General features: G+C 67.6%; 29 protein-coding genes. 10 read left to right on the forward strand and 19 right to left on the reverse strand.

The annotated features are described in order from the left end of the window. Positions 1-13: 13 nt before the first annotated feature. Genes rplB through rpsJ form a run of 5 tightly spaced genes read right to left on the reverse strand, consistent with a single transcriptional unit; the run spans position 14 to position 2,799 of the window. Positions 14-850 (reverse strand): 50S ribosomal protein L2, encoded by an 837-nt coding sequence (rplB, locus tag G6N57_RS30905; protein ID WP_029106856.1) that lies wholly within the window; start codon positions 848-850, stop codon positions 14-16. A 29-nt stretch (positions 851-879) separates the two neighbouring features. After that, positions 880-1,182 carry a 50S ribosomal protein L23 gene (gene rplW / locus G6N57_RS30910; RefSeq protein ID WP_077742206.1) on the reverse strand — a complete coding sequence of 101 codons (303 nt, stop codon included), beginning with the start codon at positions 1,180-1,182 and terminating at the stop codon, positions 880-882. Continuing rightward, positions 1,182-1,829: a 50S ribosomal protein L4 gene (gene rplD / locus G6N57_RS30915; RefSeq protein ID WP_065461616.1), complete on the reverse strand. Its 648-nt coding sequence runs from the start codon at positions 1,827-1,829 to the stop codon at positions 1,182-1,184. The genes rplW and rplD overlap by 1 nt, the downstream gene beginning before the upstream one ends. Further along, positions 1,829-2,479: a 50S ribosomal protein L3 gene (rplC, locus tag G6N57_RS30920; protein WP_036441262.1), complete on the reverse strand. Its 651-nt coding sequence runs from the start codon at positions 2,477-2,479 to the stop codon at positions 1,829-1,831. The genes rplD and rplC overlap by 1 nt, the downstream gene beginning before the upstream one ends. Positions 2,480-2,493: 14 nt before the next feature. Continuing rightward, positions 2,494-2,799, reverse strand: coding sequence for a 30S ribosomal protein S10 (gene rpsJ, locus G6N57_RS30925; protein WP_003883485.1), 306 nt, complete (start codon positions 2,797-2,799; stop codon positions 2,494-2,496). Positions 2,800-3,314: 515 nt separating this feature from the next. Between rpsJ and G6N57_RS30930 the strand changes: the two genes are divergently transcribed. After that, positions 3,315-3,788, forward strand: a complete 474-nt coding sequence (locus G6N57_RS30930) for a hotdog fold domain-containing protein (protein ID WP_077742208.1) — start codon at positions 3,315-3,317, stop codon at positions 3,786-3,788. 80 nt (positions 3,789-3,868) lie between these two features. Here G6N57_RS30930 and G6N57_RS30935 read toward each other — a convergent pair whose 3' ends face one another. Next, on the reverse strand, positions 3,869-4,222 hold the full coding sequence (locus G6N57_RS30935; RefSeq protein ID WP_077742635.1) for a nuclear transport factor 2 family protein: 354 nt from the start codon (positions 4,220-4,222) through the stop codon (positions 3,869-3,871). Positions 4,223-4,227: 5 nt separating this feature from the next. Beyond that, positions 4,228-5,853, reverse strand: coding sequence for a carboxylesterase/lipase family protein (locus G6N57_RS30940; protein WP_077742210.1), 1,626 nt, complete (start codon positions 5,851-5,853; stop codon positions 4,228-4,230). A gap of 108 nt (positions 5,854-5,961) precedes the next feature. On the opposite strand from G6N57_RS30940, the gene G6N57_RS30945 reads away from it, so the two are divergent. Then, positions 5,962-7,212 (forward strand): cytochrome P450, encoded by a 1,251-nt coding sequence (locus G6N57_RS30945; RefSeq protein ID WP_077742212.1) that lies wholly within the window; start codon positions 5,962-5,964, stop codon positions 7,210-7,212. Here the strand turns inward: G6N57_RS30945 and G6N57_RS30950 are convergent. Beyond that, positions 7,197-7,826, reverse strand: coding sequence for a TetR/AcrR family transcriptional regulator (locus G6N57_RS30950; protein WP_077742214.1), 630 nt, complete (start codon positions 7,824-7,826; stop codon positions 7,197-7,199). The genes G6N57_RS30945 and G6N57_RS30950 overlap by 16 nt on opposite strands. 84 nt (positions 7,827-7,910) lie before the next feature. Between G6N57_RS30950 and G6N57_RS30955 the strand changes: the two genes are divergently transcribed. Then, positions 7,911-9,542 (forward strand): MFS transporter, encoded by a 1,632-nt coding sequence (locus G6N57_RS30955; RefSeq protein ID WP_077742216.1) that lies wholly within the window; start codon positions 7,911-7,913, stop codon positions 9,540-9,542. Here the strand turns inward: G6N57_RS30955 and mftG are convergent. The 7 genes from mftG to mftA form a co-directional block, all read right to left on the reverse strand. Further along, positions 9,472-10,887, reverse strand: coding sequence for a mycofactocin dehydrogenase MftG (mftG, locus tag G6N57_RS30960; RefSeq protein WP_077742218.1), 1,416 nt, complete (start codon positions 10,885-10,887; stop codon positions 9,472-9,474). The genes G6N57_RS30955 and mftG overlap by 71 nt on opposite strands. A 7-nt stretch (positions 10,888-10,894) precedes the next feature. Beyond that, on the reverse strand, positions 10,895-12,307 hold the full coding sequence (mftF, locus tag G6N57_RS30965) for a mycofactocin biosynthesis glycosyltransferase MftF (RefSeq protein ID WP_077742219.1): 1,413 nt from the start codon (positions 12,305-12,307) through the stop codon (positions 10,895-10,897). Continuing rightward, the gene (gene mftE, locus G6N57_RS30970; protein ID WP_077742220.1) at positions 12,304-13,047 is read right to left on the reverse strand and encodes a mycofactocin biosynthesis peptidyl-dipeptidase MftE; all 744 of its coding nucleotides are present in this window, start codon (positions 13,045-13,047) and stop codon (positions 12,304-12,306) included. Before mftE ends, mftF begins: the two co-directional genes overlap by 4 nt. Before the next feature lie 136 nt (positions 13,048-13,183). Further along, positions 13,184-14,374 carry a pre-mycofactocin synthase MftD gene (mftD, locus tag G6N57_RS30975; protein ID WP_077742222.1) on the reverse strand — a complete coding sequence of 397 codons (1,191 nt, stop codon included), beginning with the start codon at positions 14,372-14,374 and terminating at the stop codon, positions 13,184-13,186. A 3-nt stretch (positions 14,375-14,377) separates the two neighbouring features. Next, positions 14,378-15,556 (reverse strand): mycofactocin radical SAM maturase, encoded by a 1,179-nt coding sequence (mftC, locus tag G6N57_RS30980; protein WP_077742224.1) that lies wholly within the window; start codon positions 15,554-15,556, stop codon positions 14,378-14,380. Then, a complete protein-coding gene (gene mftB, locus G6N57_RS30985) occupies positions 15,553-15,846 on the reverse strand; it encodes a mycofactocin biosynthesis chaperone MftB (RefSeq protein WP_019344465.1) in 294 nt (97 codons plus the stop codon). The genes mftC and mftB overlap by 4 nt, the downstream gene beginning before the upstream one ends. A 23-nt stretch (positions 15,847-15,869) precedes the next feature. Further along, positions 15,870-15,965, reverse strand: coding sequence for a mycofactocin precursor MftA (mftA, locus tag G6N57_RS30990; RefSeq protein WP_019344466.1), 96 nt, complete (start codon positions 15,963-15,965; stop codon positions 15,870-15,872). Positions 15,966-16,058: 93 nt separating this feature from the next. Between mftA and mftR the strand changes: the two genes are divergently transcribed. Then, positions 16,059-16,664, forward strand: a complete 606-nt coding sequence (gene mftR / locus G6N57_RS30995) for a mycofactocin system transcriptional regulator MftR (protein ID WP_077742225.1) — start codon at positions 16,059-16,061, stop codon at positions 16,662-16,664. Here mftR and G6N57_RS31000 read toward each other — a convergent pair. Then, positions 16,650-17,381 (reverse strand): phytanoyl-CoA dioxygenase family protein, encoded by a 732-nt coding sequence (locus tag G6N57_RS31000; protein WP_234815548.1) that lies wholly within the window; start codon positions 17,379-17,381, stop codon positions 16,650-16,652. The genes mftR and G6N57_RS31000 overlap by 15 nt on opposite strands. A gap of 106 nt (positions 17,382-17,487) precedes the next feature. Between G6N57_RS31000 and G6N57_RS31005 the strand changes: the two genes are divergently transcribed. Then, a complete protein-coding gene (locus tag G6N57_RS31005; RefSeq protein WP_077742228.1) occupies positions 17,488-18,003 on the forward strand; it encodes an RNA polymerase sigma factor in 516 nt (171 codons plus the stop codon). Then, positions 18,000-19,289: a VOC family protein gene (locus G6N57_RS31010; protein ID WP_174814534.1), complete on the forward strand. Its 1,290-nt coding sequence runs from the start codon at positions 18,000-18,002 to the stop codon at positions 19,287-19,289. Before G6N57_RS31005 ends, G6N57_RS31010 begins: the two co-directional genes overlap by 4 nt. Positions 19,290-19,297: 8 nt before the next feature. Here G6N57_RS31010 and G6N57_RS31015 read toward each other — a convergent pair whose 3' ends face one another. Then, positions 19,298-20,485, reverse strand: coding sequence for an NAD(P)/FAD-dependent oxidoreductase (locus G6N57_RS31015; protein WP_077742229.1), 1,188 nt, complete (start codon positions 20,483-20,485; stop codon positions 19,298-19,300). 70 nt (positions 20,486-20,555) lie between these two features. Further along, a complete protein-coding gene (locus tag G6N57_RS31020) occupies positions 20,556-21,002 on the reverse strand; it encodes an Rv2324 family transcriptional regulator (protein WP_077742637.1) in 447 nt (148 codons plus the stop codon). A gap of 113 nt (positions 21,003-21,115) precedes the next feature. On the opposite strand from G6N57_RS31020, the gene ddaH reads away from it, so the two are divergent. The 4 genes from ddaH to G6N57_RS31040 are packed head-to-tail and all read left to right on the forward strand — an operon-like array spanning position 21,116 to position 25,644. Then, complete coding sequence (gene ddaH, locus G6N57_RS31025; RefSeq protein WP_077742230.1) at positions 21,116-21,982, forward strand: dimethylargininase; 867 nt, start codon at positions 21,116-21,118, stop codon at positions 21,980-21,982. Next, positions 21,979-23,229: an ornithine--oxo-acid transaminase gene (gene rocD / locus G6N57_RS31030; RefSeq protein ID WP_077742231.1), complete on the forward strand. Its 1,251-nt coding sequence runs from the start codon at positions 21,979-21,981 to the stop codon at positions 23,227-23,229. Before ddaH ends, rocD begins: the two co-directional genes overlap by 4 nt. A 28-nt stretch (positions 23,230-23,257) precedes the next feature. After that, on the forward strand, positions 23,258-24,766 hold the full coding sequence (locus G6N57_RS31035; protein ID WP_077742232.1) for an amino acid permease: 1,509 nt from the start codon (positions 23,258-23,260) through the stop codon (positions 24,764-24,766). After that, complete coding sequence (locus tag G6N57_RS31040) at positions 24,763-25,644, forward strand: universal stress protein (RefSeq protein ID WP_077742234.1); 882 nt, start codon at positions 24,763-24,765, stop codon at positions 25,642-25,644. The genes G6N57_RS31035 and G6N57_RS31040 overlap by 4 nt, the downstream gene beginning before the upstream one ends. Before the next feature lie 95 nt (positions 25,645-25,739). Here G6N57_RS31040 and G6N57_RS31045 read toward each other — a convergent pair whose 3' ends face one another. Beyond that, positions 25,740-26,594: a mycofactocin-coupled SDR family oxidoreductase gene (locus G6N57_RS31045; RefSeq protein WP_075921646.1), complete on the reverse strand. Its 855-nt coding sequence runs from the start codon at positions 26,592-26,594 to the stop codon at positions 25,740-25,742. Positions 26,595-26,634 lie beyond the last annotated feature (40 nt).

Raw genomic sequence — 26,634 nt, forward strand, 5'->3', positions numbered from 1 at the left:
CTCCTTCCGCGGCCTAGCGCTTCTTGCCGGTGCGCCGGCGACGGACGATGAGCTTGTCGCTCGGCTTGTTGGGCTTGCGGGTGCGGCCCTCGGGCTTGCCCCACGGGCTGACCGGGTGACGGCCACCGGAGGTCTTGCCTTCACCACCACCGTGCGGGTGGTCAACCGGGTTCATCACGACACCACGGACGGTGGGGCGCTTGCCCTTCCACCGCATACGGCCGGCCTTGCCCCAGTTGATGTTCGCCTGCTCGGCGTTGCCCACCTCGCCGACGGTGGCGCGGCAGCGCACGTCGACGCGACGGATCTCACCCGACGGCATACGCAGCGAGGCGTAGGTGCCTTCCTTACCCAGCAGCTGGATGCTCACGCCGGCCGAGCGGGCCAGCTTGGCACCGCCACCGGGCCGCAGCTCCACAGCGTGGATCACGGTGCCGGCGGGGATGTTGCGCAGCGGCAGGTTGTTGCCGGGCTTGATGTCGGCGTTCGGACCCTGCTCGATCACGTCACCCTGCTTCAGGCCCTGGGGCGCGATGATGTAGCGCTTCTCGCCGTCCAGGAAGTGAAGCAGCGCGATGTTCGCGGTGCGGTTGGGGTCGTACTCGATGTGCGCGACCTTGGCGTTGACGCCGTCCTTGTCATGGCGACGGAAGTCGATGACGCGGTAGGCACGCTTGTGGCCGCCACCCTTGTGCCGGGTGGTGATGCGGCCGTGCGCGTTACGTCCACCCTTGCCGTGCAGCGGGCGAATCAGCGATTTCTCCGGAGTCGAACGAGTGATCTCGGCGAAATCGGAGACGCTGGCACCGCGACGACCGGGGGTCGTCGGCTTGTACTTGCGAATTCCCATATCAGTTAAATCCTCTTAGTTCCCGGCGATTACGCCGGGGCTCCGAACAGTTCGATCGGCTTGCTGCCGGCGGCCAGGGTCACGATGGCGCGCTTGGTGTCCTTGCGCTTGCCGAAGCCCGAGCGGGTGCGCTTGCGCTTGCCCTGCCGGTTGGCGGTGTTCACCGAGCTCACCTTGACGTCGAAGATCTTCTCGATCGCGATCTTGATCTGCGTCTTGTTCGAGTCCGGGTGCACGATGAACGTGTACACGTTGTCCTCGATCAGCCCGTACGACTTCTCCGAGATGACCGGGGCCAGGATGATGTCGCGGGGGTCGGTCACGGTAGCCATCAGGCCGACACCTCCTCTTTGGTATTCGCCGAGATGTAGGCGTTCAGGGCCTCGACCGAGAACACCACGTCATCAGCGTTGAGCACGTCGTAGGTGTTCAGCTGATCCGGCGAGATCACGTGCACACCAGGCAGGTTGCGGACGCTCTTGGCGCCGACCTCGTCGGTGCGGCCGATGACGACGAGAACCTTCTTGTTCTCGGTCAGGCTGCCCAGGAACGCCTTGGCGCTCTTGGTCGACGGGGTCTGACCCTCGATCAGCTCGGTGATCGCGTGGATCCGCTCGTTGCGGGCCCGGTCAGAGAGCGCACCGCGCAGGGCGGCGGCGATCATCTTCTTCGGGGTCCGCTGGCTGTAGTCGCGCGGCTGCGGGCCGTGGACGATGCCACCACCGGTGAACTGCGGTGCGCGGGTCGAACCCTGACGTGCCCGGCCGGTGCCCTTCTGCCGGTACGGCTTCTTGCCGCCACCGGAGACCTCACCGCGGGTCTTCGTCGAGTGGGTGCCCTGGCGCTTGGCGGCCAACTGAGCGTTGACGACCTGGTGCATCAGAGCGATGTTGGGCTCGACGTCGAACAGCGCGGCGGGCAGCTCGATGGAGCCGTCCTTCTTGCCTGCCGGCGTCTTAACGTCAATCTTCAAAGTCATTACTTCTCGCCTCGCTTGATTGCGCTGCGGACAACCACCAGACCACCGTTGCGTCCGGGGATGGCGCCCTTGATCAACAGCACGCCGTTCTCGGCATCGACCTTGTGAACCTTGAGGTTCTGCGTGGTCACCCGGTCGTGGCCCATGCGGCCCGACATCCGGGTGCCCTTGAACACGCGGCCCGGGGTGGCGCAGCCACCGATGGAGCCGGGACGACGGTGCACCGCCTGGGCACCGTGGGCAGCGCCCTGGCCGGCGAAGCCGTGACGCTTCATGGTGCCGGCGAAGCCCTTGCCCTTGCTGGTGCCGGTCACGTCGACGTAAGCACCGTCGGCGAAGATCTCGGCGGTCAGCTCCTGGCCCACCTCGTACTCGGCGGCAGCAGCCTCGTCGACCCGCAGCTCGGCCAGGTGGCGGCGCGGGTTGACACCCGCGGCGGCGTACTGACCGGTGACGGGCTTGTTGACCTTGCGCGGGCTGATCTCGCCATAGGCGAGCTGCACGGCGCTGTAGCCGTCGCGCTCGGGGGTACGGATAAGGGTCACCACGTTGGGGCCGGCCTTGACGACCGTCACCGGGACGACTTTGTTGTTCTCATCGAACACCTGCGTCATGCCCAGCTTGGTGCCCAAAATGCCTTTTCTAGCCATTTTTCTCGGGTCTCCTACTGGATGTTGACGTCGACACTGGCCGGCAGATCGATGCGCATGAGCGCGTCAACCGTCTTCGGCGTCGGGTCGAGGATGTCGATCAGTCGCTTGTGGGTGCGCATTTCGAAATGCTCCCGCGAGTCCTTGTACTTGTGCGGCGACCGAATGACGCAATACACGTTCTTCTCGGTCGGCAGCGGCACGGGGCCCACCACACTGGCACCGGTACGGGTGACCGTCTCGACGATCTTGCGCGCCGAGGCATCAATGGCCTCATGGTCGTAGGCCTTGAGCCTGATGCGGATCTTCTGTCCCGCCACGCTTCTCCTACCTCTACTTCGTTCATCGGCCGGCCGTATCGGAGCCCCGGTGAGATAACCCACCAAAACCCGTCGGGCCTGGTACCCCCGCGCGGATGCGCCGAGTATTGCCGCCGCTGTTTACCTGTCTGTGGTCCACCGGCCCCCGCGGTCGGGCGTGTCGCCCTCGCGCACATTTTCTCGCCCTGAAAATCAGCCGCGATCTAATGTTGGAACCGGATGCGCCCGTGGGGGCGCCGGTCGTATGCCCGGCCAGGAATACCCGGCTCAAGGCAACCCGAACAGTATGCCTTAGATCGGGGCGTCCTCCAAATCCGCGATCGAGCAGGTCGGAACCCGTCGACACGGCCGGGAGCAATGAGGATCCAACTCACGGATTTCCCACCGTTTCCCGACATCGGCGCGACCGGCCAGACGTGCGCCCCGCGTGAAGCGCCATGGCGGAAAATCCCGCTTCGGACCGCCGCAGCACTTCACATGCGGGCACGGAACTTACTTTTGAGTAAGGTTTGGGCATGACACAGCCCAGCGCCACCTACAAAGCATGGAAGAAGTTGTCGCCGCTACCCGGGGGAAGCTGGGCATTCTCTGCGGCGGCCATGGCCCGGGTGCCCTATTTCGCGTCGATCCTCCCCCACGTGGTCCGCATGGAGCCGGGCCTGGCCGAGGTGACCGTGCCCAAGTGGTTCTACGTCTACAACCACCTGCACACCGTGCACGCCATCGCGTCGTGCAATGCCGCCGAGATGGCGATGGGCATGTTGATGGAGGCCACCGTGCCGACGACGCACCGCTGGATTCCCAAGGCGATGAACGTGCAGTACCTCGCCAAGGCCACTACTTCACTGCGGGCCACCGCAGAGCTGGCACCGCCGGATTTCGCCACGATCACCGAGGGCACCGACGTAGTGGTTCCCGTCAGCATCACCGACCGCAACGGCGTCGAAGTGGTGCACGCCGACATCACCACGTGGGTGACGCCGGCCTAGGCAACCGAGCGTGCGCTCAGATCGCGAGTTCCGCCGAAACCACGATCTGAGCGCACGCTCGACCCGCAAACCAGGAACCCTCAGTCCAGATAGGTGCCGTGACCTTCGCGCACCAGGGCACCGTCGAACAACAGCACCTCGTTGACCAACCCACCTCGCTGATTGCGGTAGTGGATCACCAGGGCCGACTCGCCGCAGTAGGTGCCGAGCACCTCGAAATGCAGGTCCGGCATGCCGGCCAATGCCGTCGTCCAGTAGTGCCGCAACGCGTCCTTACCGCGCACCACGCCCCCGGTCTCGGGCAGCACGCGCGCGGCGACCGGGGAACTGAACACCACGTCGTCGTGGAAATGCGCCAGCACCGCATCCACGTCGTGCGCGTTCCACGCAGCCACCCACTCTCGAGCGAAGGCCTGCGGATCCGGTGTTGCCATCGAGGTCACTTCTCCTTCAGCCCCGCCCAGAACGGGCATTGATGAACATGCGCGTAGTCATTGTCGACGCGACTGCCGTCGGCCTGCAACGACATTCGGGCGGGCGTCCCCGCGCCGTCGAACTCGGGCCAGCCGGGCTGACCCTCGACGGCGGGATCACCGGTGCGCACGAAAGCGCTCCAGTAGCCGATCATCTGGTCCGAGAGCTGTTGCTGCGCCGGGCTCAACGGCGGCGCTCCGCCGACATCGAACAGGTAGCGAAGCTCCAGTGAGTGACTGGCCCCGACCGGGAAGGGCAGGGTCCGCATGACCTCGGGTGCGGGCGCGGCGCGGTCATTGAACTCGTAGGCGTACACGGGACCGGTGCCGGACAGCTCACCGGCGATCCGGTCCGACACACAGGCGAAGGCACCGTCGGTGACGGCCGCCGAATACGCCTGCGCCACACCGCCGTACCGATCGATCGGATAGTGCGCTGCCACCGCTGCGGCATCGGCACCGAACGTCTCGGCCAGCAGCCGCGGGTAGTCGGCCGCGACGTAACGCTGCCCGAGCCGCAGATAGCGCAACGCCACGAAGAGCGTGAACTCGTCGCGGGTGGTGCCGATCAGGATCGGCACCGGTTCGGCCCGGCCTGCGCCGAAGGCCGCCAGCGGCGCCTGCGGAATCGCGGCCGATCCGGTGACCGGGCCCGTCAGCTCATCACTGCCGATATTGAAGTACCACACCGGTTTCCGCAGCCCATCCACCGGCAGCGCCCGAAGGCAGATGGCCGCGGTCGCGGGGTCGGGACAACCGGCGGATGCCGCGTACTCGAGCGAGCGGCCGGCCGCGGCAGCAAGGTCCGCCTGGGCCTGGCATGGCGCGCTCATCAGGATCGCGGCGTGGAACAACCCCGCCGATCCGGGCGACACCAGATGGTCGCACACCGACATACCGCCCGCGGATTCCCCGGCGACAGTGACCTTTTCCGGATCGCCGCCGAAGTCTGCGATGTTGTCCCGCACCCACCGAAGGGCGGCCTGCTGGTCGGCCAGGCCATAGTTGCCGACGTTGCCGTCAATCCCCAGTGCCGGGTGGGCAAGGAACCCCAGAGTGCCGAGCCGGTAATTTATCGTGACCACGACGATGTCGCCGCCCGCTGCCAGCCGCCCCGCGTCGTAGATGCCGCTGCTGCCGCCCGCGAACGCGCCGCCGTGGATCCACACCATCACGGGTCGCTTCTCCCCCGAGACCGGCGGCGTCCAGACGTTCAGGTTCAGGCAGTCCTCCGCTGTGTTGGCTCCGCGTTCGGGGTCCGAATCGGGATCCTGGATGCAGCGGGGCCCGGGCCGGGTGGCGTCACGCTCCCCCGGCCAGCCCGGAGCGGCAACCGGCGCGGCGAACCGCAACGGCCCCACCGGCGCGGCGCCGTAGGGGATGCCGGCGAACAAACGGTGGTCGGATGCCACTGTGCCGCGCAGGGTTCCGGCAGCGGTGCGAACGAGCGCCGGGTCCGGGCCCTGTACGTGTCCCTCGGTGGGCCCAAGGGGATGCGGCGGCGCCAGCGCCTGCCCGCCACCACGCACACAGCCTGCAACCAGCATCGCCAGCACTGCCAGCAACGCGATGGCGCCCCGCCCCGATCGCATGGCTGTGAGCGTACGGGCCGGATCTCCGAAATTCCCCTCCCTCACGTGGCGCCGATCACATATGGTGGAAATTGACACCCGTCAAGAACCCGTCCGGGAGGAGTCTGTATGAGCGCGCCGACGATGGATGACGCCGCGAAGGTGCTCGCCGACCCGACGGCCTATGCCGACGACGTACGCCTGCACACCGCACTGACCCATTTGCGCGCGAACAATCCGGTGGCCTGGGTGGACAACGCCCCCTACCGGCCTTTCTGGGCGATCACCAAACACGCCGACATCATGGCCGTCGAGCGGGACAACGAACTGTTCATCAGCGAGCCGCGGCCATTGCTGGCCACCGCCGCGGCCGATGACATGGCCAAGCAGCAACTCGAGGCCGGCATGGGCCTGCGCACGCTGATCCACATGGACGACCCGCACCACCGCAAGGTCCGGACCATCGGCGCAGATTGGTTCCGCCCCAAGGCAATGCGTGACCTCAAGGTCCGTGTCGACGAGCTCGCCAAGCGCTACGTCGACAAGATGCGCGACATCGGACCCGAGTGCGACTTCGTCACCGCGATCGCCGTCGACTTCCCGCTCTACGTGATCATGTCGCTGCTCGGACTGCCCGAGGAAGACTTCGCCCGCATGCACATGCTCACCCAGGAGATGTTCGGCGGCGACGACGAGGAGTACCAGCGGGGCAAGTCCCTGGAGGACGGCCTCGCGGTGTTGATGGACTTCTTCGCGTACTTCTCGGCGCTGACCGCATCGCGCCGCGCCAACCCGACCGAGGACCTGGCGTCGGCCATCGCCAACGGCACCATCGACGGGGAACCGCTGTCGGATGTCGACACCGCCTCGTACTACGTCATCGTCGCCAGCGCGGGACACGACACCACCAAGGACGCGATCTCGGGCGGCCTGCACGCCCTCATCGAGAATCCGGACCAGCTGGCCAAATTGAAGGCGCAGCCCGAGCTGATGGGCACCGCGGTCGAAGAAATGATCCGCTGGTCCACGCCGGTCAAGGAGTTCATGCGGACCGCCACGGCCGACACCGTCGTGCGCGGCACACCCATCGCCAAGGGCGACTCCGTCTACCTGGCCTACGTTTCCGGCAACCGCGATGAGGATGTTTTCGACGACCCACACCGGTTCGACGTCGCGCGGGATCCGAACAAGCACTTGGCATTCGGCTACGGCGTGCACTTCTGCCTGGGTGCAGCGCTGGCCCGGATGGAGATGAACAGCTTGTTCACCGAGCTGACGGGCCGGCTGGACTCGATCGAATTGGCCGGGACGCCAGAGCTTTCCGCCACCACATTCGTCGGCGGGCTCAAGCACCTGCCGGTTCGTTACTCGCTGCGCTGAGGCCGCTCGGGCAGTCGGTGGGTGGCCAGAAATCCGTCCACCGCGGCGCGCACGCAGCTGCTGTAGTCGAATTCCGACAGCGTGCTGAGCTTGCCCAGCACGATCGGGCCGAGCAGCAGCGCGGCCGCCTGCGTGCGATCCACCTCACCGAGCTCGGCCACGGCTTCGGGGCTGTCGAAGATCGCCTCGAACGGTGCGGCGTAGTGCTCGGCCACCCGCTCGCGCAGAGTCCGTACCTCGGCGCTGTCACCCGTCCGCCAGGGCAGTTGCTCCATGTCACCGCCCAGCGCCAACCATGACATCGCGGTGATACTGATCGGCGCCTCCGCGATCGAGTCGGCCTGCGCCTGCACCAGCGCGATCAGCCGGTCTCGCAACGAACCCTCGGCCTGCGGCATCGGCGCTGCCGGGATCAGCGCCCGAAATGCCGCTGCCAGCAAGTCATTTCCGCTCGGAAAGTGCCGGTACAACGTCGCCCTGGCCACGTTGGCGGCCCTGGTGACCGCATCGACGGTGACCGCACTGGGCCCGCCTGAGCGCAACAGCGCCGTCGCCGCCTCCAGCAGTCGGGCCCGGGACCGGGCCGGACGCGGGTCACCGCTCTCGGCAGTCATTCGCCGCACACCTCCATAAAAACAGACTTACCGTCTCGCTCCGAGACTGTTAGTCTCGAAACTTCATCGACGAAGGAGCACGACATGTCGCACACCCTCGTCGAGTCCAGCCAGGATATCGACCCGGCCATGGCCTATCTGTCGATCAGGCAGCGGTACTGGCTGCTCGCGGTGGCCTGCATGGATGTCTCGATCGTCGTCGCATCGATGGTCGCGCTGAATGCCGCGCTGCCGGACATCGCCCGCCAGACCACCGCCACGCAAGCCCAACTGACGTGGGTGATCGACGGATACACCCTGGTGCTGGCCTGCCTGCTGCTGCCGGCCGGAGCCATCGGCGACCGCTACGGCAGGCGGGGCGCGCTGTTGGCCGGCCTCGCGGTGTTCATCCTGGCCTCGGCGGCACCGATGGTGTTCGACGACCCTGCCCAACTCATCGCGGCGCGCGCGGTGGCCGGGGCCGGCGCGGCCTTCATCATGCCGGCCACACTGTCCCTGCTGACCGCTGCTTTCCCGAAGTCGGAGCGCAACAAGGCGATCGGGATCTGGGCAGGCGTCGTCGGATCAGGGGCCGTTTTCGGCTTCCTGATCACCGGTGGCCTGTTGCACTTCTGGGGTTGGCAATCGATCTTCGCCACCTTCGCGCTCGCCGGAACGGGGTTGTTCATCCTGACCTGCACCGTGCCGTCGTCACGAGACGAAGACGCCGCGTCGCTGGACTGGATCGGCGCCGTCCTGATCGGCAGCGCAGTCGCGGTCTTCGTACTCGGGGTGGTCGAGGCCCCGGTGCGCGGCTGGATGCACCCGCTGGTCTGGGGGTGCATGGGCGGCGGCATCGCCCTGGCCGCCGCGTTCGCCGTGGTCGAACTCAAACGCCCGCACCCTCTGCTGGACATCCGGCTGTTCAGACAACCCGACTTCGCCACCGGGGCGGTGGGCATCACGTTCCTGTTCTTCGCGAACTTCGGCTACTTCTTCGTCAGCATGCAATACATCCAGCTCGTCATGGGATACAGCCCGATCCAGACCGCGATTGCCCTGTGCCCCTTGATGCTTCCGGTACTCGCCCTCAGCGCCACCACCCACTGGTACCTACCCCGACTCGGGCTGCGGGTCTGCGTGTCCGCCGGCCTGCTGCTGATCGCGGCCGGCCTGATGTGCATGAGACTGCTCGAACTCGATTCCGGCTACCTCGATTACGCCTGGCCGCTGATGATCATCAGCACCGGTATCGGCATGTGCACCGCCCCGACGACATCGGCCATCATGGGGGCGGTCCCCGACGAGAACCAGGGCGTCGCATCCGCGGTCAACGACACCACCCGGGAAGTCGGCGCCGCGCTCGGCATCGCCGTGGCCGGATCGATCCTGGCCGCCAACTACCAGAATCACCTGGGGCCCAAGCTGACCGGGCTACCGGCCGAAGTGCGTGAGCCGCTCCTGAGCTCGCTGGCCGAAGCGCTTGCGGTGGCACCCCGGCTCGGCCCGCAGGGCACCGCCGTTGCGGACCTGGCCAAGCAGGCATTCCTCGATGCGACGAACTCCGCCGTGCTCGTGATGGCGGTCGTGCTGGCAGTGGCGGCGGCGTTCGTGGGCATCTGGGCACCGGGCCGCGACGGGGAACAACTGCGCGTCGTCCGCCGGATCAGGTCGCGAGGAACTCAGCAGCCCGGTGACCGATCATGGCAATGGTCGCGTGCGGGCCGCGGCTGGTAATGGCGGGCATGATCGCCCCGTCCACGACCCACAGACCCTCGACTCCCAGCACCCGGCAGGTCGGGTCGAGTACCGCGTCGGGCCCGGTCCCCATCGGCGCGGTGCCGGCCAGATGCTGCGATGTCGACCACGACGGCTCACCGACTTGCGCTGTGTGACTGACTAATTCGCGGGCCAGCTCGGCACCCCGGCGCAGCGCGTCGACATCCTCGGCGACCGTGTCATAACGGTGCTCGATGACCGGTGCCGCCGCCGGGTCCGCAGAAGCCAACCGGACCCGCCCGCGCGAGTGCGGCCGCATCAGGGCCACACCCAGGTGTGGAAGCTCGGCGGGATCATGCCCGGGACCGTGCACCATGGCCGCGAAACCAGCCGTGTACGGGCGGATCTCGATCCCGTCGGCGGTGGTGAGCACGGCCTCCAGCGGCGGCAGGTCATGGGTGGGCAACCAGGACACCGGAATCACCCATTCCGGATGGTCCACCGTGTGCATGCCGACCGGCAACCCCGCCACCACCTCGACGCCGTGCGTCTCGAGATCCGAAGGCGGCCCCACACCGGACAGCAGCAGCAGATGCGCCGATCCGATTGCACCGGAACACAGCACAATTCGATCAGCGTGCAGTATCGAACCGTCATCGCACCGCACCCCGACAGCCCGGTTCGCCCGGAACAGCACCCGATGAACCCTGGTGTCGGTGCGCAATTCGAGATTGGGCCGCTCCAGGGCCGGTATCAGATAGGCACCGCCGGGCCCGACTCTGGTGCCGCCGTTGATGTTCAACGGAACCGCCCCAACCCCGGCCGGCAGCACCGCACCGGCGTCCGAGCCGTTCAGGTCGTCGACCCACCCGAACCCGGATCTGGTGGACGCTTCGACGAATGATGCTGTGCAGCCGTCGAATTCATTAACCCGCCGAACCGTGATCGGACCGCTGTCCCCGTGCAGCGCAGTATCGAAATCCAGATCGGTCTCGATGGCCCGGAAGTGCGGCAGCACATCGCTCCAGCCCCAGCCGGGCACCGCCCAGGTGTCGAAGTCTGTGGGCAGCCCCCGACAGAAGTAGCCGCCGTTGACCGCCCCCGAACCGCCGACGACCGACCCTCGGATGATCTCGGTGTGCCGCGGCGGGTTCTCCGTCAGCACCGATGGGAAGTGGCGGACCACCGAGCTGGCCGCCCCGATCGGCAGCCGCAGGCCGTCGGTGATCTGGGCCGCCACCCGCGGATCACTGGGCGCCGGACCGGCCTCGACGACGGTGACATGACAGCGCGGATCACTGGAAAGCCGTTCAGCCAGAATTGAACCCGCGCTTCCGGCGCCGACGATCAGTACATCTGTCAATTGGGTTTTAGCTCCGCAGCTGCGGCTTGAGGGCACCCAGCTGACGTTCGCGCACCACCCCGGTCCACAAGCCGATGCCGTAGGCCAGATCGTCCAGGCGCTTGAGCAGGATGTGGGCCAGCAGGCCGACCGGTTTGGTGTCGTCGTCGACGTTGCCGCGCCGGCTCGCCCAGTCGACCACGCCGTCGAGCACCGCGGCCACCAGGACCGCGTGTCTGGCCCGCCGGAACAGCAGGGCGGCGATCAGGGCCACGGGCCAGTAGTGCCTGCAGATCGCCGAACACAGCTGCAGTGCCGCCGACCACAGCCCGCGTGCCGTGACCGCCGCGACCTCGGTGGGTTCGGTGTCGACGGTACTGAGGGAGCGGGCGATGCGCCGGCCCGTCAAGATCGCGATCACCACGGAGCCCAGATACCCGACGTAGGACCCCATGGCCAGGAACAGCCAGACCATCAACGTCCAGCCCGAGATCACCACCGGGGCGGTCTTACCCGGGTGCCGGACGCTCAACGGTGCTGCCGATGTGCCGTAGAAAGCCTTGCGGTTGAACCACTCTCGCAGATCCGTCCGGTGGTCATGTGCCACCAGCGCGATCGGCTCGTACCGCAGCCGGGCCCCGGACTCGACCAGGCGCCAGCACAGGTCGACGTCTTCACCGGACTGCATGGTCTCGTCGAAACCACCCACCGCGGACAGCGCCGAGCGTCGGCAGATGATGGCCGCGCTGGGCACGTATGACACCGGGCCGTAGGGCACCACCGGCGCCTCACGGACCCCGAGGTCCAACGACGACCGGACCGCCTCGTACCGGGCCACCACGTTGTCGGCGGTGTGCAGTCCGACGATGCGCGGCGCCACCAGGGCCACGGCCGGGTCGCAGAAGTGTCCGAGCAACGCCTCGAGCCACCCCCGCCGCGGCACCACATCGGAGTCGAGGAACGCCACGAAGTCGGTCTCCGACGCGGCCAGGCCGGTGTTGCGAGCGGCCGCCGGACCGTTGCTGCGGAGGTGCCGGAGCACCTGGACGTCGCAGTGCATGCCAGCGAACTCCGATTGCGCGACGGGAACCGCCGAGCCGTCGTCGACCACGATCACCCGCAGGCCCCGCAACGCGGCGATCAGCCGATGCAGACCGGATACGTTGTCCCGCACGGGGATAACGACCGTCACGTCGCGGTGCGACGGCCCGCTGGGCGGACGGGGGTGGGCGACCGTGGCGTCGAGCAAAGTCCGGGCGAGTTGCGCGCTCTGGGCGTCGTGCACCTCCAGGCGGCCGCCGTTGAGCATGGTCTGCGCCGTCGGCGCCAACCGCAGCAACCGGGTCGGCGACCCGCCGAGCAGGGCCGCCCCGGCCCCGAGCACCTTGACACGGCGGTCCACCTGTACGGCGAAACCGTCGGGCAGCCTCGGTCCGGTCATGTCAGCAATCCGTTCCGGTCGGGCTGCCACCGCCTGATCCGACCGCCGCAGCCGTTGACCATTTCAGCAAAGATACGCTCCCCCTCGGCAGCCGTCGCGGTGGTCGGGTCACCGAGCACCCCGACTTCGCTGACTGCAGCGATCCCGCCACTGCGCATCGCGGGCATCAGCTCGGCCAGCGGGGCGGTGTTGCCCGCGGTCAGGTCGTCGGTCCAGACATCACCGGGCGAAATATGTAGCAATACAGATGTTTCGGTATGCCCCGCGTGTGCATCCGCGCCCTCGGCGATGCACGGAACCCAGCCAACGTCGCGGCCCTCCCGGCGCAACAGGGCCACCGCAGCGACCAGCGCCTCCACATTCCCACCGTGACCATTGACGTAGACGAGTCGCGAGGCCCAGCTCGATGCGGAACGTCCGTACTCCACCAGCAACGACTGCAATGCAGCGGTGCCGATCGACACCGTGCCGGGGAACCCCTCGTGCTCGCCGCTGGCGCCGTAGGAGACGGGCGGCGCGACCATCCAGGCGCCGGCCGAGGCATCGTCGAGCTGCTCGAGGACCTCGCGCGCGACAGCCGTCGCGATACGCGTGTCGGTGTCCAGAGGCAGGTGCGGACCATGTTGCTCGGTAGAGCCCACCGGGATGATCAACATTGGCGACACGCTTCGTAGCTGTCTCGACGTTGAGTTCCCGAGCCCGCTGGGGAAAGCCACGTGCCGATCGTAGGCCGTATTCACCTACTGTGCGCCAATTGTTGGAGCACAAGCAGCAATTGATTTGCCTTAGCTTTCTCTGACACCCGCCATGAGCATCACGTACGTCTCTTCTGCCACCCCTGTCACGCCACGCCGACGACTCGCCGAGGGCCGGCGGTCAGGAGTCGGTGCGCGGCACGCCGAGGGTCCGGGTGAAGCCTTCGGGAACCAGGATGTCGTCCGGCGTCAGATCGTGGATCGAGGACTTGCCCAACCCGCGCAGCGCGGAGTCGATGCCACCGCTGAGAATGTCCAGCACGTTCTCGACGCCGGCCTGCCCGTTGGCCGCCAGGCCCCACAGGTAAGCGCGTCCGATCATCACGGCCCGGGCACCGAGCGCCACCGCCTTGACGACGTCGCTGCCGCGCCGGATCCCGCCGTCCAGCAAAACCTCGACCTGGTCCCCCACCGCGTCGGCGATGGCGGGCAGGCAGCGGATCGCTGCCGGCGTGCCGTCCAGGTTGTTGCCGCCGTGGTTCGACACCGTGATGGCCGAAACACCCGCATCCACGGCACGTTTGGCGTCGTCCACCCGAACCATGCCCTTGAGCAGGAACGGCCCGCCCCACTGCTCACGCAGCCAGGCGATGTCCTCCCAGGTCGGGGGCGGGGTCCCCATCCACTGCCCGTAGGCCTCGAAGAACGTCGGCCCCGGCTCACCGCGCCGGCCCTGGTTGGGCACGCGCAGGTCCGGCGGGCGCAGGTGCTTGCCGAAGCTCCACAGCCACCGGGGCTTGGTGAGCACCTCGGGGGACATCCGCAGCATCGTGCGCAGGTCCATTCGCTCCGGGATCTTCGGGCTACCCCAGTCGCGGCCGTGGCTGAAGCTCCAGTCGGTCGTACAGATGAGTCCGACCGCCCCGGCATCCTTGGCGCGCTGCACCCGCTCGGCGATCTCGTCGCGGGACCCGAGCCAGTAGATCTGGAAGAAGATCTTGTCGTTGACGGCGGTGACTTCTTCCATTGGCTTGCTCGCGAAGGAAGACAGCCCCATGGCGGTGCCACGTGCCGCCGCCGCGCGGGCCACGGCCACCTCACCGTCGGGATCAACCGCCTGCACACCGGTCGGCGAGATGATGACCGGCATCGAGATGTCCTGCCCCATCACGGTTGTCGCCATCTCACGCTTCTCGGTCGCACCGACCACGTGCGGCGCGAACCCGAGCTCGGCGAACGACTCCACATTGTCGGAGACCGTCACGCCCTTCTCGCTGGCAGAGATCAGCGACGAGTAGGCGGACTTGGGGAGCCGCTTCTTCGCCCGCTGCTGGGCGATGGCGACGGTCTCGAACCAGGTATCACGGGCCATGGATTACACCGGACTTTCGTTACAGGCGCGGGCGGGAGGCTTGGTCAGCAACTTGAGTGCGACCGGCCCCTGCTTGGTACCGCGGGAGTGGTCACCGCTGGGCTTGGGTTTGACGCGCTCGGCCGCCAGGGCAGGCTCGCCCCAGCCTTCGACGCACTCGGGGTCCGGTCCGTCCATCGGCAGACCGGTGAAGAACTTGGCCGCCATGCAGCCGCCACGGCAGGCGTCGTAATGACCGCAGCCGCTGCAGGCGCCGGCCGACTGCGGCTCGCGCAGCTCGCGGAACAAGGTGGAGTTCTGCCAGACGTTCTGGAAACCGTTATCCTCCAGGATGTTTCCGGCCAGGAACTTGTCGTGGATGGCGAACGGGCAGGCGTAGACGTCGCCCACCGGATCGATCAGGCACACCACACGGCCGGCCCCACACAGGTTCAGCCCGGCCAGCGCGCCGGGCTCGCCGAGCCCCGACAGGTGGAAGAACGAGTCGCCGGTCAGCACCCGCTCACCGTGGGCAACCAACCAGTTGTACAGCTGGCGCTGCTGGTCCGCGGTCGGGTGCAGCTCGTCCCAGACGTCGGCACCGCGGCCCGACGGGCGCAGCCGGGTGATCCGCAACGTGGCCCCGTAACGGTCGGCCAGCGCCTTGAACTCGTCGAGCTGGTCGACGTTGTGGCGGGTCACCACAACCGAGATCTTGGCATCGGAAAAGCCCGCGGCGGCAAGGTTTTCCAGCGCACGCACGGCCATGTCGAACGACCCCTTGCCGCGCACCGCGTCGTTGACCTCGGCGTTGGCTCCGTCCAGCGAGATCTGTACGTCGACGTAGTCGCTGGCGGCGAGCTTCGCGGCCACCTCCGGCGTGATACGCACACCGTTGGTGGAGAACTTGACCCCGACGTGATGCTCGGTCGCGTAGTCGACCAGTTCCCAGAAGTCCGGGCGCACAGTGGGTTCGCCACCGCCGATGTTCACGTAGAACACCTGCATGCGTTCCAGCTCGTCGATGATGTCCTTGCACTGCTCGGTGGAGAGCTCGCGCGGATCCCGCTTGCCCGAGGAGGACAGGCAGTGCACGCACGCCAGATTGCAGGCGTAGGTGAGCTCCCAGGTCAGGCAGATGGGGGCGTCGAGTCCGTGTTCGAACTGTTCGACGAGCCTCGGCACAGGGGCAACAGAAGTCATTGTGAGTTCCCGGGGATGAGCATCTTCGAGGACACCAGCACGCTCAGGGCATGCAGGTAGGGACCTTGGTCGGAATCTGCGATACCGGCCGCGCGGCACGCGGACCGGGCGTCGGGGTGATCGGCCAGAGAGTTGACCACCTCGACGACCGTCCGGTTCTTCAGAAACGACAGCTTGCGGGTTCCGAAGTGATACAGCAGGGCGCCGAACGGCTCGGGCCGCACCGCCACCTGGTGGTGCAACCGCCAGCTGACATCAGGGTCGAATACGACGCCGGTGCGCCCAGCCATATCGGCAACCTCTGCGGACACCGTCAGTAGACCCCGCACATACCGTCGATCGAGACCTCTTCGACGAGCGTCTCGGTGACGAGCTGGGTTTCGGTTTCAACCTGCGGGTTCTGATCCATGAATCGCACCTTTCCTGCAACTGTGGGTCTCGACAATTGTGACCTGAGTCGCAAGAATATGGCATCGAGTGCACAAATGGAAGGGCGGGTTTCATGCGGCAGGTATCGGGGCCCCGTGTCGGCCGGCGCCCGTCCACCACGCAGGACCACATCACCGACGTCGCCCTGGCCCTGTTCGCCAGCCGGGGCTTCGACGAGGTGAGCGTCGACGACGTGGCCAAGGCCGCCGGCATCGCGCGCCGCACGCTGTTCCGGTACTACGCCTCCAAGAACGCCATCCCCTGGGGTGACTTCGACGCCCACCTGCAACACCTGCGCGAGCTGCTCGGCTCCCTGAGCACAGAGATCCCGCTGGCCGAGGCGCTGCGCACGGCCCTGCTGTCGTTCAACACCTACGACGACCAGGAGATGGCCCAGCACCGCCGCCGCATGCGGGTGATTCTGGAAACCGCTGGATTGCAGGCATATTCGATGACCATGTACGCCGGGTGGCGCGAGGTCATCGCCGCCTACGTGGCACAGCGGATCGGCGCGGCACCCGGCGATCTGATGCCCCAGACCGCGGGCTGGCTGATGCTGGGCGTGGCACTGTCGGCGTATGAGCACTGGCTGGCCGACGAGTCGGTCGCCCTGGCCGATGCCATCGCCGCGGCGTTCGAGGTGGCGCGGCCCGGGCTGGAAGCGCTAACCCCGCGCTAGCTGGTCCCACACGCAGGCCAGTGCCGCGGGACCTCGCGGGCTGAGCGCCTCGGCGAGCACGACAGGCGCCTGCGACATGAAACGTGGTGCGCTGCCGCGATGTACGTCGGCGGCATGGACCGTGAACGGATGCACCACGAACATGTCACCGGGCCGTCCCGTGGCACGAGCCACCGGACGGTCTCGGCTGGCCTCGTCCACGAGCGTGCCGGCCTCGACGAAGTCGATCGGCTCGGGCCCCAGCACCCCGGCGACGTCGCGGTGGGAACCCACGCGGATACGCGTCGGCGCGTCGTCGGGCCCCACCTCCGACAGCAGCGTCAGCACCAGAACGGTGTGCGGGCGGCCGCTGACCGCCCATTGACCTCCTGGCAGCGGGGTGTTGGCATCGACGTGCCAGCCCCGGTCCTCGGCGGGCGGGTCGACGGGAAACCGGACCGGGATGTTGCCGAGGGCTCCGCGGGGCTGCCAACCTCCGGTTCCGCAGATCTGGTCCAGTGCATCGGCGAGCGGGGCGCTGTTCACCACCTGGCCGAACGGGCCCGCCCCGGTGAGATCGGCGGCCCACACCACCGGGCTGGTCCACGACGCCGGATCGGCAGGGGGCAATCCGATCTGCGCCCAGAGCAGATCCCTGGCCGCATCGGCGATTTCAGCCGGAGCGGCCCGCTCGACCTTGACGAACCCGTCCCGCTTGAATGCATCGACGTCCACCACGACGACCACCATGACGCACCCGGCCCGACCCGGGCCAATGATTTTCCGGCCAAAATTCTCGGCACAACACCGTCGGAGTTCGGCCCCCGGCGGCGACGATAAGGGTGTGAGCGCCGAAACTGACGCTCCGCGGGTACTGCTGAGGTGCTACGACGAGGCCCTGCCAGTGGTGTACGGCTACTTCGTACGACGCTGCGGTGACCGCGGAACCGCCGAAGACCTGACGTCGGAGACGTTCCTGGCCGCCATGGACGCGGCCCGCAGACCGTCGCCGCCGCCGATCTCGGTGCCCTGGTTGATCGGGGTCGCCAGGCACAAACTCGCCGATCACTACCGCAGGCGGCACGACCGGTTCACCGTACCCGTGGCCGAACTGCCCGAACCGGTGGATCCGGCCGACGACTGGGATGCCGAGCTGGATCGCATTGTCGCCGAATCAGTTTTGGCCCGGCTGCCCGAGCAGCACCGCACGGTCTTGGCCCTGCGCTACCTCGACGACTGCACGGTGGGTGAATGCGCCGAGCTGATCGGACGGACCGTGCACGCCACGGAGGCCCTGCTGGTGCGGGCCCGCCGCGCTTTCAGAGCCCAGTACCCGGCGCCGGAGGGAGGGACGTCGTGATCAACAGCCACGATCCGCTGGCCGTGCTGACCGGCGCGGACCATCCGGTTTCCCCCGATCCGGTGTTCGCCGCCCGGCTGCGCGCGCGGCTGGAATCGGCCCTCACCCTGCCCATCCACGCCGAAGGAGTTGACATGAGCGGAACCGACACTGCCATCGCCGAACTGAACCAGCCCGAGGCTGTGCCCGCTGCCCCGGCCGCCCCGCGGCCCGCGGCGATCCCCTATCTGGCCGTACCCGACGCCCGCGCCGCCATCGCCTGGTACGTCGACGCGCTCGGGGCCGAGCCGGTCGGAGAGCCGATCGTGATGGCCGACGGTCGCATCGGCCACGCCGAACTGGCCCTCGCCGACGGGGTGTTCTACCTGGCCGACGAGTTCCCCGAGCTGGGACTCAAAGCACCGGCACCACAGGAGAATTCGGTGAGTCTGATGCTGGACGTCCCCGACACCGACGCCGCGCTGGAACGGGCGAGAAACCTCGGCGCGCAGGTGCAGCGCGAACCGTACGAGAACTACGGCACCCGCAACGCGTCGATCATCGACCCGTCGGGTCACCGGTGGATGCTCACCGGTCCGGTGTCCCGCCCTGTCGTGCCGATCCAGCACGGAGACGTCGGCTACGTCTCGGTCTGGGCGCCCGATATCGCGCGGGCCGCCCGCTTCTACGGTCAGGTGTTGGGCTGGACCTTCGACCCGGCCACCCGCCAGGTCACCAACACCCGCCAGCACATCGGCATCTATCCGATGCCCGGCACGCCCACCCTGTTCTGCTGCTACGCCGTGACCGATCTCGACCGGGCCCGGCAGGCCATCGCCGACGCGGGCGGTGAGCCGGGCGACACCCAGGAGTTCGAGTTCGGCACCGTGCTCGATGCCGCCGATCCGGGCGGCACCGCATTCGCGGTATTCCAACCCGCCGGTGTCGTCGCGCGCCCCGAGCTCAACGGGGCTGGGCCGGGCGAACTTTCGTACCTCACCTACGAAGTGCCCGACTCGGCGGCATTCAAGGAGTTCTACGGCCGCGTGCTGTCGTGGACCTTCGAGCCCGGCCGCATCAACGACGGCTGGGGTGTGCAGGGCAGCCAGCCGATGTCGGGGATCGCCGGTAGTGCCGCGGCTGCCGTGACCGTGCCCATGTGGACGGTGGCCGATATCGACACCGCGGTCACCCGGGTCGTCGAGGCCGGCGGCACCGTGCTGCAGCAGCCGTCACGGCAGGACTACGGATTGATGGCCGAGTGCACCGACGACCAGGGCGGCCGGTTCTACCTCGGCCAGTTCTAGAGCGGAAGTCAGCCCAGGACGTCGGCGATGGGAGCGCCTGCGGCGATCTTGCCGCGGGCCTTCATCACCTTGCCGGGCATGCCGCCGCCGACCACACCGACCACGACACCGTCGCGCTCGTAGAAGGCCAGGAACTTGCGCCCGTCGTCCTCGACCACGTGCACGACGTCGTCGGCCTCGGGCTCACCCAGGCACTGGATCTTGACGTCGTACTGATCGCTCCAGAAGTACGGCACCGACACGACGGGCGAGGCCTCCTGGCCCAGGATCGCCGGCACCATGGCGCGCGCCTGATCGGCGACATTGCTCCAATGCTCAACGCGCGCTTGGTCACCCACGTGATCGCGCCACGACGCGACATCGCCGATGGCCCACACGCCCGCGGCGCTGGAGCGGCCGACCTCGTCGCACACCACGCCGTTGTCGAGCTCGATACCGGTGCCGTCGAGCCACTCGACCGCCGGGTGCGAGCCGATACCGACCACCACGAGATCGGCGTCGAGCTCAGTACCGTCACCCAGCACGACCTGCTCGACCTTGTCGGCGCCGCGAACCTCGCTCACGCCGACACCGCACCGCACGTCCACACCTTCGGCCTGGTGCAACCGGGTCACGAGCGCCCCGATCTGCTCACCGAGAACCGAGGCCAGCGGCGTCGGCTGCGGCTCCACGAGCACCACATCGACACCCAGCTTGCGCAGGCTCGCGGCCACCTCACAGCCGATGAACCCGGCCCCGACCACCACGGCGCGCTGAGCCTTTCCGGCGTGCTCGCGCAGGGCCAGGCTCTCGTCGTACGACCGCAGCACGTGGATGCCGGCCAGATCACCGAAGGACCGAATCCGCTTGGGTACCAGCCCGGTGGCGATGATGAGCTCGTCGTAGGCCACGTCGCTGCCGTCGGCCAGCTTCAACGTCTTGGCGGCGGTGTCCACCGACTGCGCGGCCGAGCCGAGCCGCAGCGTGATGTCGTTCTCGGCGTAGAACTCGGCCGGCTTGAGCGTGACGTCGTCAGTCTCGGCGCGCAGCACTTCCTTGGACAGCGGCGGCCGATCGTAGGGCAGATGGTCCTCGTCGCTGACGATGGTGATGGGGCCGGCGTACTCCGACCGACGCAACTGTTCGGCCGTCCGGGCCGCAGCCAAGCCACCGCCGACGATGACGATGCCCGCCGCTGATCCCGTTGAAGTAGTCACGTGGGGTTTTTACACGATCGGAGTCAAACGTTGTAGTGCACCCTACGTTTGCGCAGGCCGATGAGGTGCGTCACGGCTGGCCCCGCTCGATGACGTTGGTGAGCACCACGATGCTCTCGCTGCGCTCGATGCGCGCCGTCGAGCGGATGCGTTCCAGGGCTTCTTCGAGATGGCGCATGTCGCGCGCCAGCACGTGCAGGATGGCATCGGCGGTGCCGGTCACCGTTGCCGCGCTGACCACCTCGGGAATGTCGATCCACGCTGCGCGCAACTGATCCGGCGCGATGGTGCCCTGGCAGAACACCTGCACGTAGGCCTCGGTGCGCCAGCCGAGGACATTGCGGTCGATCACGGTGGTGAAGCCGCGGATCACCCCCTCGGCGACCATGCGGTCCACGCGCCGCTTCACCGCGGGCGCCGACAGGTTCACCCGCTGCCCGATCTCGGCGAACGTCGCCCTCGCGTTCTCGGTGAGCTCGGCCAGAATCCGGCCGTCGGTGTCGTCCAGACGCTCCACATCGACCTCCACGCAACAAACTGCCGCCAACACGTGATTCCTGCAATATATCTCTGCATATCACGCAACAAGATGCGATTGATTGCGCTACGGGCACTTCATATCGTCGATTCATGACGATTTTCGACGAAGTCGTGCACGGCACCGTGCCTCAAACCGGCGGGACAGTAGCGCCGACACGGACCGCGACAACTCGCCACTACGCCATGACCGCCCCCGAATACTTCACCGTCGAATACGCCATCAACCCATGGATGGACACCGCCACACCCGTGGACACCACGCTCGCCCTGGCCCAGTGGGACACGCTGCGGCGGGTGTACGCCGACCTCGGCCACACCGTCGACCTGGTGGCACCGCGCGCCGGCCTGCCCGACATGGTCTACGCCGCCAACGGCGGATTCCTGGTCGGGGACACCGCTGTGGTGGCCCGCTTCGCCTACCCGCAGCGCGCGGGCGAGGCCGACGCCTACGCCGAGTGGATGTCCGCGGCCGGGTATCGCCCGGTGCGCACCGAACACATCAACGAAGGGCAGGGCGACCTGCTGCTCGTCGGGTCGAATCTGTTGGCCGGATACGGTTTTCGCACCGACAGACGCGCCCACGACGAGATCGCGGCGGTCACCGGCCTTGACGTCACCAGCCTGGAGCTCGTCGACCCGCGCTTCTATCACCTCGACACCGCACTGGCCGTGCTCGACGAATCCACGATCGCCTACTATCCCCCGGCTTTCAGCGACGACGCCCGGAAGCGCTTGACCGAACTGTTCGGCACCGCCATCGAAGTGGGCTCGGCCGACGCGTACGTCCTCGGCCTCAACGTGGTGTCCGACGGTCGCCACGTCGTGATGCCCGCGGCCGCCACCGGATTCGCCGCGCAGCTGCGGCAAGCCGGATTCGAGCCGATCGGCGTCGATCTTTCCGAACTCCTCAAAGGCGGCGGATCCGTGAAATGCTGCACCCTGGAGCTGCACCCATGACCATGCTGGACAGTGTGGACAACCAGGCCACCCCGGATGCTGCGACCGCCTCCGCGATCGCGCGCGACGATCGCTATGTCGCCCACAACTACTCACCGCTGCCGGTGGTCGCACACAGCGCCGAGGGCGCCTGGATCACCGATGTGAGCGGCCGGCGCTACCTCGACTGCCTGGCCGCCTACTCGGCCGTCAACTTCGGCCACCGCAATCCCGAGATCATCGCCGCCGCACACGAACAACTGGACCGGCTGACCCTGGTGAGCCGCGCCTTCCATTCCGATCGACTCGGGCCGTTCGCGCAGGCCCTGGCCGAGTTGTGCGGCAAGGACATGGTGCTGCCGATGAACAGCGGCGCCGAAGCCGTCGAGAGCGGCATCAAGGTGGCCCGCAAATGGGCGACCGACGTCAAGGGCGTGCCCGCGGGAGAATCCAATATCGTGGTGGCGCAGAACAACTTCCACGGGCGCACCACCACGATCATCAGCTTCTCCGACGACGAGACCGCGCGCCGGGGCTTCGGGCCGTACACGCCGGGATTCCGGTCGGTGCCGTTCGGCGACCATCGGGCGCTCGCCGAGGCGGTCGACGCGAACACCGCCGCCGTGCTGATCGAGCCCATCCAGGGCGAGGCCGGCATCATCGTCCCGCCCGCCGACTACCTGCCCCGGGTCCGCGACATCTGCAGCCGCAACCACGTGCTGATGATCGCCGACGAGATCCAGTCCGGCCTGGCCCGCACCGGGCGCACCTTCGCCTGCGAACACTGGGGTGTGGTTCCAGACGTCTACCTGCTCGGCAAGGCTCTGGGCGGCGGCGTGGTACCGCTGTCCGCGGTGGTGGCCGACCGCGACATCCTCGGCGTGCTGCACCCCGGCGAGCACGGTTCCACCTTCGGCGGCAACCCACTGGCCGCGGCCATCGGCACCACGGTTGTCGGCATGCTGCGCCGTGGCGAATACCAGCTCCGGTCAACCCAACTCGGCGAGCACCTGCACAAGCGGCTCACCGGACTGATCGGGCACGGGGTGACCGCGGTTCGCGGCATGGGCCTGTGGGCCGGCGTGGACATCGACCCGGACCTGGGCACCGGCAAGCAGTTCGGCCTGGCCTTGGCCGAACGCGGTGTGCTGGTGAAGGACACCCACGGCTCGACCCTGCGGTTCGCCCCACCGCTGGTGGTGACCGCCGACGAGCTCGACTGGGCTGTTGACCAATTCGCTGACACCCTGACCGAGGCGCGCCGATAATCGGTTGATCCGGCACCAAGGAGGCACCATGTCCGCCCCAGCCAACAACTTGACCGGCCAGATGCTGCGGCGAAGGCCGGTTTTCGGAGCGCCGGTCGCCCACGGCGCGTCCGACCACCTCCGACGAAGTATCGGCACGTTCCAACTCACCTTGTTCGGCGTCGGTGCCACGGTCGGCACCGGCATCTTCATCGTGCTGCAGCAGGCCGTCCCCAAAGCAGGTCCGGCGGTGCTGGTGTCGTTCGTGGTGGCCGGTATCGCTGCCGGGCTGTCGGCGATCTGTTACGCGGAAATGGCCGCAGCCGTACCGGTTTCGGGGTCCACCTATTCCTACGCCTACACCACGATGGGCGAATTCATCGCCATGGGCGTCGCGGCGTGCCTGCTGCTGGAGTACGGCGTCTCCATGTCGGCCACCGCGATCGGCTGGAGCGGCTATCTGAATCAGCTGCTGGACAACTGGTTCGGCTGGCGCTTGCCGCACGCGCTGTCCGCCGCCCCATGGGGTGACAACCCCGGCCTGATCAACCTGCCGGCAACCGTCCTGATCATCATGTGCGCGCTACTGCTGATCCGCGGCGCCAGCGAGTCCGCGGCGGTCAACACCGTCATGGTGATCCTCAAACTCGCGGTGCTCGCCATGTTCGTGGCCATTGCGTTCACCGCGTTCACCACGGACCATTTCGCCGGATTCTGGGACAAGGGCTTCGCCGGGATCACCGCCGCCGCCAGCACCATCTTCTTCACGTTCATCGGCCTGGATGCCGTCTCCACCGCGGGCGACGAGGTGAAGAACCCGCAGAAGACCATGCCGCGGGCGATCCTCGGCGCACTCGTCGTCGTCACCAGCATCTACATCCTGGTCGCATTCGCAGGCCTGGGAACCCAGTCCGCCGACGAGTTCGGTTCCGACGAACAGTCCGAAGCCGGGCTGTCGGTGATGCTCACCAACATCCTGCACGGGCAGACCTGGGCCAGCAGCATCCTCGCTTTCGGTGCGGTGATCTCGATCTTCTCGGTGACCCTTGTGGTGATGTACGGCCAGACCCGCATCCTGTTCGCCATGGGGCGCGACGGCCTGCTGCCGCCGATGTTCGCAAAAGTGAACCCGCGCACCATGACTCCGGTGAACAACACCATCGTCGTCGCGGCGGTCACCGGCACCCTGGCCGGATTCGTGCCGCTGGACTACCTGTGGGACCTGGTCTCGATCGGCACCCTGGTGGCGTTCATCGTGGTGTCCATCGGTGTGATCATCCTGCGGGTGCGGGAGCCGGACCTGCCGCGGTCCTTCAAGGTTCCCGGCTACCCGGTGACACCGATCCTGTCCGTGCTGGCCTGCGGGTTCGTGCTGTGGGGCCTGCCGCGCATCACCTGGCTGTGGTTCAGCATCTGGGTAGCCCTCGTCCTGGCGTTCTACCTGTTGTGGAGCCGGCATCACAGTGCCCTCAACGACGGCGGCGACGGCTACATCCCTGGCGCGGCCGCCGGTGAGGACGACGTCATGACCACCCCGGGAGCCGAGGAGAACCGATGACCGTCGTGGTCGGGTACCTCGCAGGCAAGGGCGGGGCGTCGGCACTGCACCTCGCGGTCGGTGCAGCCCACACCTTGAACACCTCGCTGGCGGTGGCCACCGTCGTCCCGCGGCCGTGGCTTACGCCATCGCCCGCCCGCGTCGACGCCGAATATGCCGAGTACGCAGCCCAGTTGGCAGCGTCGTCGGCCGAGCAGGCACGCCAGCACGTGGCCGCGCTCGACGACCGTCTCGACGTCAGCTTCCACAAATTCGCGCACCGGTCGGTGTCGGGCGGGCTGTTGGAGGCGGTCGCCGAACTCGACGCCGAGCTGCTCGTTCTCGGCTCGGCGTCCGAGGGTCAGCTGGGCCAGGTGGTGGTGGGCTCGACCGCGGATCGGCTGCTGCACTCCTGCCCGGTCCCGTTGGCGATCAGCCCCCGCGGTTACCGGCGGCCGAAATCCGGTGCGCTGGCACGCATCACGTGCGCCTACCCCGGCACTCCCGAGTCGGTTTCCGTCGTCCAGCGGGTGACCGACCTGAGCCGGCGGCTCGATACGCCCATGCGCATGGTCACTTTCGCGGTCCGGGGCCGCAACATGTATCCACCGACGGTCGGTCTGCATGCCGAGGACGCGATCCTGCAGGAGTGGGCGAAACAGGCCCAGCAGGCGATGACCCGGTTGAAGGACGACAAGATCATCGGCGACGACGTGGAACTGCAGGTCGTCACCGGCAACGACTGGAGCGAAGCCCTCGATGCCGTCGACTGGCTCGAGGGCGAGATCCTGGCGATCGGAACCTCGCCGGGCAGCGCGGTGGCCCGGGTCTTCCTGGGATCACATGGATCAAAGATCCTGCGGCACAGTCCGGTTCCGGTTCTCGTCCTCCCGGGCTGAGTCCGCCGAGCAGTCCCCCGCAAGCGGGAGGGGCCCCCAATAAAACTGCCCATTTCCGCGCGGAAATGGGCAGTTTTATGTCTGGTCGCGGGAGATCAGTACTTGAGCACGCCCCGGTCAACGGCGATCTGGCTGCCCGACAGGGTGGCCGAACCGTCGCCGGCCAGCCAGGCCACCACATCGGCAACCTCTTCGGGCGCCATGAACGCGGCGAGTCCCTCGTTCTTGCCATCGGTCACCTTGTGATACGGCATCGGGGCGAAGCTGTGCAGGAAACTCGGGAACTTGGAGAAGATCTCAGCCATGGCCTCCGGCTCGATCATCGGAGTGTCGATTGAGTAGGGATGGATCGAGTTGACCCGGATGCCGTACTCGCCCACTTCGAGTGCCAGCGTGTTGGTCAGGGCCACCAGGCCGTGCTTGGAGGCCGCGTAGTGACCATTGCCCGGGGTGGCCTTCACCCCGGCCGACGAGCTGACGATGATGATCGACCCGCCGTTGCCTGCCTCGATCATGGCGGGCACCGCGGCCCGGATGGTCCGCCAGGTGCCGTTGAGGTTGACGTCGACGACGGTGTCGAACTGTTCGGGGCTCAGCTCCCACAACCGGCCCCAGCTCAGCACCCCGGCATTGGCCACCACGATGTCGAGCCGGCCGAACTGCTCGACGCCGTCGGCCACCACCTGCTGCTGGGCCGCCAGATCTCGGATGTCGACCTCACGCGCCAGCACCTTGCGGCCCGCGGCCTCGACCGCGGCGACGGTCTCGGCCAGATCCTCCGACGTCGCGGCCGGATAGGTGATGGTGTCGTCGACCGGCCGGCACACATCGATCGCGATGATGTCGGCACCCTCGTTGGCCAATCGCACCGCATGCGCGCGCCCCTGGCCGCGTGCAGCGCCGGTGACGAATGCCACCCGGCCTTCCAGTGTTGCGTTACCTGCCGCCATGCCAGGGTCCTTTCAGTGAGTCTGGCCACAGGCTAACAGC

Origin of the sequence: Mycolicibacterium boenickei, assembly GCF_010731295.1 — a bacterium.
Lineage (GTDB): Bacteria > Actinomycetota > Actinomycetes > Mycobacteriales > Mycobacteriaceae > Mycobacterium > Mycobacterium boenickei.